Source organism: uncultured Clostridium sp., from assembly GCF_937920395.1.
In the GTDB taxonomy this organism is placed as follows: Bacteria; Bacillota; Clostridia; order Clostridiales; family Clostridiaceae; genus Clostridium_AD.
The window spans coordinates 1-8,760 of the sequence record NZ_CALEVF010000321.1 but is presented as its reverse complement, the minus strand read 5'-3'; the positions used below and the strand labels follow the sequence as shown (position 1 = coordinate 8,760).

General features: G+C 30.1%; 7 protein-coding genes. 3 read left to right on the top strand and 4 right to left on the bottom strand.

What is annotated here, in order from left to right:
- Both Q0649_RS19770 and radA read left to right on the top strand, forming a co-directional pair.
- Positions 1-1,755, top strand: a 1,755-nt coding sequence (locus Q0649_RS19770) for a type IA DNA topoisomerase (RefSeq protein WP_298845903.1), incomplete at its 5' end; no start/stop codon positions are given.
- Positions 1,756-1,851: 96 nt separating this feature from the next.
- The gene (radA, locus tag Q0649_RS19765; protein ID WP_298845901.1) at positions 1,852-3,234 is read left to right on the top strand and encodes a DNA repair protein RadA; all 1,383 of its coding nucleotides are present in this window, start codon (positions 1,852-1,854) and stop codon (positions 3,232-3,234) included.
- Between the two features lie 331 nt (positions 3,235-3,565).
- Here the strand turns inward: radA and Q0649_RS19760 are convergent, their stop codons facing one another.
- On the bottom strand, positions 3,566-5,308 hold the full coding sequence (locus tag Q0649_RS19760; RefSeq protein WP_298845899.1) for a phosphoenolpyruvate carboxykinase: 1,743 nt from the start codon (positions 5,306-5,308) through the stop codon (positions 3,566-3,568).
- Positions 5,309-5,632: 324 nt separating this feature from the next.
- A complete protein-coding gene (locus tag Q0649_RS19755; protein WP_298845897.1) occupies positions 5,633-6,892 on the bottom strand; it encodes a D-alanyl-D-alanine carboxypeptidase family protein in 1,260 nt (419 codons plus the stop codon).
- Between the two features lie 290 nt (positions 6,893-7,182).
- Between Q0649_RS19755 and Q0649_RS19750 the strand changes: the two genes are divergently transcribed.
- Positions 7,183-7,788, top strand: a complete 606-nt coding sequence (locus Q0649_RS19750; RefSeq protein WP_298845895.1) for a CoA pyrophosphatase — start codon at positions 7,183-7,185, stop codon at positions 7,786-7,788.
- A 60-nt stretch (positions 7,789-7,848) separates the two neighbouring features.
- Here the strand turns inward: Q0649_RS19750 and Q0649_RS19745 are convergent, their stop codons facing one another.
- Entirely contained in the window at positions 7,849-8,199 is a 351-nt protein-coding gene (locus Q0649_RS19745) for a hypothetical protein (RefSeq protein WP_298845893.1), read from the bottom strand.
- A 51-nt stretch (positions 8,200-8,250) separates the two neighbouring features.
- Positions 8,251-8,610, bottom strand: coding sequence for a helix-turn-helix domain-containing protein (locus Q0649_RS19740; RefSeq protein ID WP_298845892.1), 360 nt, complete (start codon positions 8,608-8,610; stop codon positions 8,251-8,253).
- Positions 8,611-8,760 lie beyond the last annotated feature (150 nt).

The following is an 8,760-nucleotide window of genomic DNA, read 5'->3' as shown; positions in this document are numbered from 1 at the left end:
ATAGACGGAGTTAAAAAACAATTTAATATAGTTAAAAGTCAATTAGTTCGCGAAGATATTGATAGAATATATGTCTGTACAGATTCAGGAAGAGAGGGCGAGTACATCTATAGATTGGTAGATGAAATGGCTGGCAAACCTGATAAACAAAAACGAAGAGTTTGGATAGATTCACAAACAGAAGCCGAGATTGTTCGAGGTGTTAAAGAAGCTAAAGATTTAAGTGCATACGATAATTTATCGGAGGCAGCTTATTTAAGAGCAAAAGAAGATTATTTAATGGGAATTAATTTCTCGAGACTTTTAAGTCTGGTATATGGCAAGACTGTAAGTAATTATCTTGGGAAAAGTTATATAGTTATAGCTGTTGGACGAGTAATGTCATGTGTACTTGGGATGGTTGTCCAAAGGGAACGAGAAGTTCGAGAGTTTACAGTTACTCCTTTTTATAGAATTATTGCAAGTTTCAATGTTAGTGCGGACTGTAATTATGATGGAGAATGGAAATCAGTAGATGGGTCAAACTATTTTGAATCTCAAATGTTATATAACGAAGGTGGATTTAAGAAGCAAGAAGATGCTGAAAAGTTAATAGGAGAATTAAGAGATTATAGTATAGGTAACAATGTCTTGGTTGAAAATATTTCTAAGAAAAAGGAAAATAAAAATGCACCATTACTTTTTAATTTAGCGGAAATGCAAAATGAATGTTCTAAGAAATTTAAGATAAATCCAGAGCAAACGCTTAGTCTCATTCAAGCGTTATATGAGAAAAAAATGCTTACATATCCAAGAACGGATGCTAGGGTATTGTCTACTGCAATATCAAAAGAAATTGATCAAAATATAAAAAAATTAATTAAATTAAATGGAAATACTGAGATAAATAATATAGCTAAAAATATTATAGAAAAAAAATGGTATAGTGGTATTGCTAAAACAAAGTATGTTGATGATAGCAAAGTAACAGACCATTATGCAATTATTCCAACAGGTGAAGGTCTTCAAAACTATACATCATTAAAGGAAATGGAAAAGAAAGTGTATAATTTAGTGCTAAGACGGTTCCTTGCAATATTTTATCCACCAGCTGTTTATAACAAAGTTTCTGTTATAACAAAGATAAATAATGAAAGATTTTTCACATCAGATAAGGTTTGTGTTGAACTTGGTTACCTAGAAGTTCTAAAACCAGATAGTGATAGTAATGATAGTGAAAGTACAAATATGAAATTTTTAAGTCTTCTAAAAAAAGGACAAACGGTGACACTTAAAGATTTAATAGTTAAAGAAGGTAAAACTTCACCTCCTAAAAGATTTACAACAGGTTCAATAATTATAGCCATGGAAAATGCGGGTAAACTTATTGAAGATGAAGAGCTAAGGGAGCATATAAAAGGCTCTGGTATTGGTACAAGTGCCACTCGCTCAGGAATTTTAACAAAGCTTGAAAAGATAGAATATATTAAATCTAATAATAAAACTCAAGTGGTTATGCCCACACTGCTCGGAGAAATTATATTTGATGTAGTGAAAAATTCTATCCCTACGCTTTTGAATCCAGAATTAACAGCTAGTTGGGAAAAAGGATTAACTATGGTTACTCAAAGTGAAATAGCAGGTGATATATACATGGATAAACTTGAAAATTATATAGTTAAAAATACTGATAGAGTACTTCAGCTAAATAATGGAATGAGACTTAAAAGTAATTTTGATAGAGTGAGTGAATTTTACAAAAGTTCTAAAGCTTGAGTGTAATACTAGAAAAGATAAGCAGAAATTATAATATACCTTCTGCTTATTTTTTTTCTGCAACTACCCAGGAGAAGTAAAGGGAGATGATGTTAATTGGCAAAAGATAAAATAATCTATATTTGTAAAGAGTGTGGATCACATGCTCCAAAATGGATGGGAAAATGTAATGATTGTGGTGCGTGGAATTCATATGAAGAGAAACTTGTTAAGGCAACTTCCGCTAAACAAAACACTTTAAATAGTTTGGTAGCTGCAACTAAACCTACAAAACTAAAGGCAGTTAAGCAATCTAACAGTGACAGAATAATTACTGGAGTGTCAGAGTTTGACAGAGTTATGGGTGGAGGAATAGTTCGCGATAGTGTTACTATTATATCGGCTCCACCAGGAGCTGGAAAGTCTACGCTTTTGCTACAACTCGCAAATTCACTTTCTTTAAAAGAATATAAAATTTTATATGCATCTGGAGAGGAAAGTAAAAGCCAAATTAAAAATAGAGCTGATCGAACAGTAAAAGAGATAGCTGATAATTTTTGGGTTGTTTCGGATACAAAACTTGACGAAATAATACAACATATAGAAACAGTCGATGCTGATCTAATAATACTTGATAGTATTCAAACATTTACTTTGGACGAATATTCAAGTTCTAGGGCCGGTTCTCCTACTCAAGTAATTGAATGTGCAACAGCTTTAAAGAATATAGCTAAAAATCCAGATAGACCAAGAGCTGTTTTTCTAGTTGGGCAAATGACTAAGGCAGATGAGATGGCGGGACCACGAATACTCGAGCATTTAGTAGACACTGTATTATATCTTGAAGGAGAAGATGGAGAAGAACTAAAACACTTGGTAAGTAAGAAGAATCGTTTCGGAAATACAGAAGAAAGTGGTATGTTTAGGCTTTCAGACGTAGGAATGGAAGAGATAACTGATCCTTCTGAGTTTTTTATGACTAAAAGAGATGAGTTAGTTCCAGGAAGTGCTTTAGCGGTTATAAAGGATGGAACAAGACCAATTGTTATAGAAATAGAAAGTCTAGTATCAAAGTCTTTTACGCCTTACCCAAGCAGGCTAAGTGAGTGTTTTGCAAGGAAAGAGCAATTAGGAACCCTTATTTCTATTCTAGAAGAAAGGGGAGGGATAGGGCTTTATGATAAGAATGTTATTATAAAAGCAACAGGTGGCCTTAAACTTACTGAAACATCAGTAAATCTTGCTGTAGTTATGAGCATCGCATCCTCTTCACTAAACCACGGAATAGCAACAGATACAGTATTCATTGGAGAATTAGGTTTAACTGGAGAACTAAAAAAAGTACCATCATTAGAACAAAGGTTAAAAGAAGTAGACAGAATGGGTTTTAAGAAGGCATACATACCTCAAAATTGTTTAAAAACGGGCGTTAAATTTAAAAATTTAAGAGTCATTCCATGTAAAAAACTAACCGATGTTATAACAAAAGAATTCAAATAATAATGAAAAGGTCACTGAAATATTTACATAAATTTCAGTGACCTTTTATATAATTACTATTTGTCTTAATGGACTTCAGCCGATAGGCTGCAGGTATTTCCCATATATCATTGTTAGTTTCTACACTATTTCAGCTTATTGGCGGATAGGTATCATAACAGTATGAAGAATCTTCATACTGACTACAAATAAGAAGAGCAGAAAAATTGGATTCAAATGATATGTACCATATCCGCAGCCTAACGGCTAAAAGACTTTTTTGTGGACAGTATTGAATTTATTATTTTCTTTATTTGACATAATTTTTAGATACATAGTAATACACTTTTTCCTATTTTATAATTAATTCAAACAATTTCTTAGCGGCCTTTTTAGGACCATCTTTCTCTTGTCCTTTAACTCCAAGGGAGGTTCTAATTTGTCCAACTTTTACTCCTGTTTTAAATAGGTTATCAAAATATTTGTCTATAAGTGGATTTACTAATTCTTGTTTTTGCACAGGTCCAAACGGATTTGCAAAATAAGAGGTTACAAGGCCTAATTCGGTAGTAGTACCTTTTGCCATTCTAGCGCCTCTTTTGCAAACATCAATTGCATCTTTTGCATTTGCAAAGAAATTAATTTCTTCAATACCATCTTTTACTTCTTCATAATTATTTGCATAAAGGAATAAGTCTATAGGGTACCCCTTAATAATATCTTTATAACTTGCTACTGGCATAACAAGTCTTGCGTTAATCTTATCTGGATTCATAAATATACTTCTATCTATTTCCTTAAAAGCATAACCTGTATCTAAATCATCGAGTCTTACGAAAGCTCCAATTTCGGTTCCAAAGGCTAGTGGTTTCGAACCTTCTTTTAAAGTTAAGTAACCCATGTCATCAAATACTATGGTCATATCGCTTATATAATCTTCACTTAAACTTCTAAAAGCTTCTAGACTTTCAGATTTACCAGCACCGCTATCACCCATAATAACAACATTAGCACTGTTACCATTATTCATAACAATGTGTACCATTGCACCATGAATTGGTAGTGAACCTCGTTTAATCATTATTAAATTATGAAGTGTTAAGGCCATCTTTTTTACATATCCGAAGTAATCAATTTCATTGCCGTAACTTATATAGCCAAGCATTATATCATTTTCTTTATCATCATAAAATATTGTTTTAACGATAGGGGCAGAATCTTTAGCACCAAAAACAAATACTATATCTGGTTTAATATCTCTATACTCTTTTTCTTTTGCCATTTCAAATAAGTTACATAAAGTTATTGCATGAGCCATAAAATCTCTGTGAACATAAATGAAGGCAAGTAGTGTCCCTACCTTGGCAGGATAACAAAACCAATGATCGGTGGTTATAGTACAATTTTTTAATGGATTTTCAAAACATTCATCAAAAATACCATCGCGGGTATTCTTTTTAGGGTAACTTATATAAGGCAGGTCTAAAATTATTGCATCAATAAATGGAACGTTTTTCAATTTTTCATAACCTACAGGAATTGGCCAACTTATGGTATTAACAATTAAACCAGCATTACCACCTGCGGGTAATTGTCTGTAAACCTTAGGTTTATATCCAATTACATTTTCCTCGATTTTTCTGTATAAATCAAGTATAAGCATTGAGAAACCATTGTTAGCTTCAACAAAGCTTGTTTTTTCTATACCTTCATTTATTTTATTGTTATGAATTACAGTATACCTTTCAAGTTTTCTCCAAAAACTATAGAAATCTTCTATAAAGTCTATAAAAGTTGCACGACTATTCATGAGAGAGCTATATTTAGTATTTAGATTTACAATCTCGGTTACATTTAATACCGATAAAAGCTTAAATAAATGTACAAAAAATACATCTAATTCTTCATTGTCTGTTTGTGAATTTTCTATAAGATACTTATATATGTTAGAATTCTTCTTTTTTATTTTCTTAAGATATGCGTTGAAAACTCTTCTAAAGCCATCACTTTCTAACAATTTCACAGGGGTATTACAATATTTAGCGGTGAAATTTATCATTACTTTTTCATTACTTAGAGAAAATTCTTTTTTCAAGTTGACACCTCCACGTGTAAATAAATAATTATTTTGATAATTGAAATACATATTGGTGAATGTTATCATAAACATCAATATATAATTGTGTATCATATTATAATACTATAAAAGTGAAACTATAACAATACTGAACCTGCAAAATGAATGATGGTTAAGTACAAGGTATGGATATTAACTGTGCTAAATTAAAAAATATATTTATTATTAAGAGCCTACTTTTATAATATATTAAAATAAATGTAAAAGTAGGACAAAATTGAGTATAATTTAAAAAGAGATTACATTAACTAAAAAGTTAATATAATCTCTTTTGTAAATTTACTAGTATCTTATTCTTCTACCACTACGATTTTTGCGTCTACGTATAGAAGAAATTAGTAGGAGAATTAATATTATAATAACAATTAGAATAACCACAATTGCAGCATACATAATTATATTATTTTTTAATATAGTAGCTTTTGAAACCATTGGATATAATTTATAAGTTTTAATGTAATCCTTTTGTTTAACAACTAAAGTTCCAACAGAGGTATTTTTACTAAGTTTCCATGGCTTTATTGGATCAATTTTAATAGTTGTTTGACGTTTTACATTATTGTTATAAAAGGTAACATCTTCTTTTGATGCAAGTGGCACATCCATTGTTTTTGTAGGTCCTATAAATGGAATAACTTTATAAGGCAAAGATATTGTTTTAATAGCAGTATCTTTTTTATTAGTTACATCCGGTTTAGCAGCATAACTATAATTGATAAGTTTTGTCATGTCATCAAAAACTATTGTATCTTTTGGTAGGTTATATGTAGATTTCATAACGACACCTATAATATGTCTACCATTACGTTCGTATATAGAAACTAGGCATCTTCCAGCCTTTACTGTATATCCAGTTTTACCACCTAGGTTACCATCTATTCCAAGTAATTTATTTCTATTAGAAACAGTAGCAACAGGTCCATTTGTAGACTTAATCACACTTGTTTTTTTACCCATAGATTTTCTTACCCAATCGTTTTTAAAAGCAGCTCTACCTGCGAGAGTTAAGTCGTATGTAGTTGTATAATGGTTATCTTTATCCAATGCATCATCCAATCCATTTGGAGTGATAAAATGAGAACCTGTCATTCCAAGTTTTTTAGCTTTAGCATTCATCATTTTAGCAAAATTAATTGGATTTCCACCAACGTTATCGGCAATCACATAAGCAATATCATTTCCAGAATAAAGAAGAAGCCCATCCATTACATTATCAGCGGACATTGTATCTCCAATAGCTATAGGATGAATATTTAGATTATATGAGTATGATGGTTGAGATTTTGCATTTTTTGTATATTTTAAATTATCAGTTGTAGTCTTATTTTCAGCAAGTAGCAAAGCTGTAATAAGCTTTGTAATGCTCGCAGGGTACATCTTATTATCAATGTTTTTAGCGTAAATAATTTCATTAGTATCCATATCTACAGAAATTGCAGCTTTAGCATCTAATTCTGGCTGATTAGTAGCGGCAAAAACCGTTGTAGAAAAGACTAAAGTAAAGATTAGTGTAAATAATAGAAGGCGGTTTCTTCTTTTCAATTTTCATCTCTCCAGTTTAATTAAATTTTTGTTTATCTATGATCAAATACAAGCATAAGTATATCATTTTAATTTATGAAGAACAAGGAACATTGTTTAACATAATATATTTAGGATGAAGTTAATATTATGATGCATTTTAATATGATTAACAAATTTTTATTATATTATGTTATAGTTAAAAGTATATATTGATGTAAAATTTGAAATGAAAAAATGCTATTATTATAAAACCTTGCCACTTGCTATGTGGGTGGCACCAAGAAAGCACTAGAAAGGTTGTAATTAATATGATAAATAAGGTAGAAAAAATATTTAAGGATAGGATTCCTAAAGCAATAGGAGATTTTGATAAAAGTGCAGTTATGATATTACTCGTTGAGGAGAATGAAGAGGTATCAATTGTATTTGAAGTACGTGCTTTAAAATTAAGAAGTCAACCAGGTGATGTTTGCCTTCCAGGTGGGAGAGTTGAATTAAATGAAGACCCAAAAGAAACCTCGGTTCGAGAAAGTATGGAAGAATTGAATTTAAAAAGAGAGCAAATTGATATAATTGGAAGTATGGACTATTATATAAGTCCTTATGGCAATATAATGTATGCTTTTGTAGGGCGTCTAAAATATGGAGAAATAAATCCAAGTGAGGATGAGGTAGATCATATATTTAAGGTGCCATTAAAATTTTTTATAGACAATGAGCCACTCTATTATAGTATGGAGATAGGTCCATTAAAACAAGAGGGTTTTCCTTTTCATTTAATAAATGGAGGAAAAAACTATAAGTTTAGGAAAGGGACTTTAGATCAATATTTTTATGAGTATAACAACTATGTAATATGGGGTTTTACAGCTCAGATTATTAAAAGTTTTATTAAAGTTTTATTAAAGTTTTAGATAAATAAAATCTCAAAAAGCAGTAATAATATTTAAATTATTACTGCTTTTTAGGTTATGCTATTTATTAGATACAATCTTGTTTTTTTTGATGAATACTGAAAGACTTAATACAATAACAACTATATAGATAAAAACATATACTATTGAAAGTAATCCTATAGTATAGAAAAATTTTAAATAAATAAAAGCAATAATTGATAGTAGTGCCCAAAATAGAGAAATAAAAGCTATTATATTGTTTCTTTTTCTCCAATGCTCAGGGTCTTTCATAGTTCCAATAATATTTTCTCGCCTTTTACTTTTAGTGCCAGTATTGATTACAAGAAATTTGTAATATAAAAAAAATATGAATTCTATTATAGAAACTAAAAAAAACATATAGGATAAAGATATACTAGTTATGTTCAAAAAAATCACTCCTTTTAGGAGTTAATATGCCCTAAAAGTTAAAACATAACACTATATTTTTTTGTCATCTATAGCTTCTTCATAATAATCATTTCCCCACTTACACATAATGTCTAGTATAGGCATTACACTTTTACCTTGTTTTGTCAAAGAATATTCTACTTTTGGTGGAACCTCGGCATATACTTTTCTATGAACCATTTCATATGATTCTAATTCTCTAAGTTGTTGGGTTAACATTTTTTGTGTAATAATACCCATAGATCTTTTTAATTCACTAAATCTTAATACCTCGTTATTAGCTAATCTCCAAAGAATTATTGGTTTCCATTTACCACCTATAATATCTAATGTTAATTCTATAGCACAACTATATTCTTTGTTATTTATTTTCATTATTTTATCACTCATAAATTCCTCCTGTGTTTTATATTGTAAGAGTATTATACAGTAACTTAGGATACTAAGCCACTTAGAAAAACTAAGTGACTTATAAGTTAGTACTTGTTTAAAAAACATCTAGTATGTACAATTATATCATTGATATATTTTATATACAAT

What these genes read in the sequence shown, in the direction of transcription:
- Q0649_RS19740 (WP_298845892.1), bottom strand. Translation starts at nt 8,610, where the DNA reads ATGAGTGATAAAATAATGAAAATAAATAACAAAGAATATAGTTGTGCT.
- Q0649_RS19750 (WP_298845895.1), top strand. Translation starts at nt 7,183, where the DNA reads ATGATAAATAAGGTAGAAAAAATATTTAAGGATAGGATTCCTAAAGCA.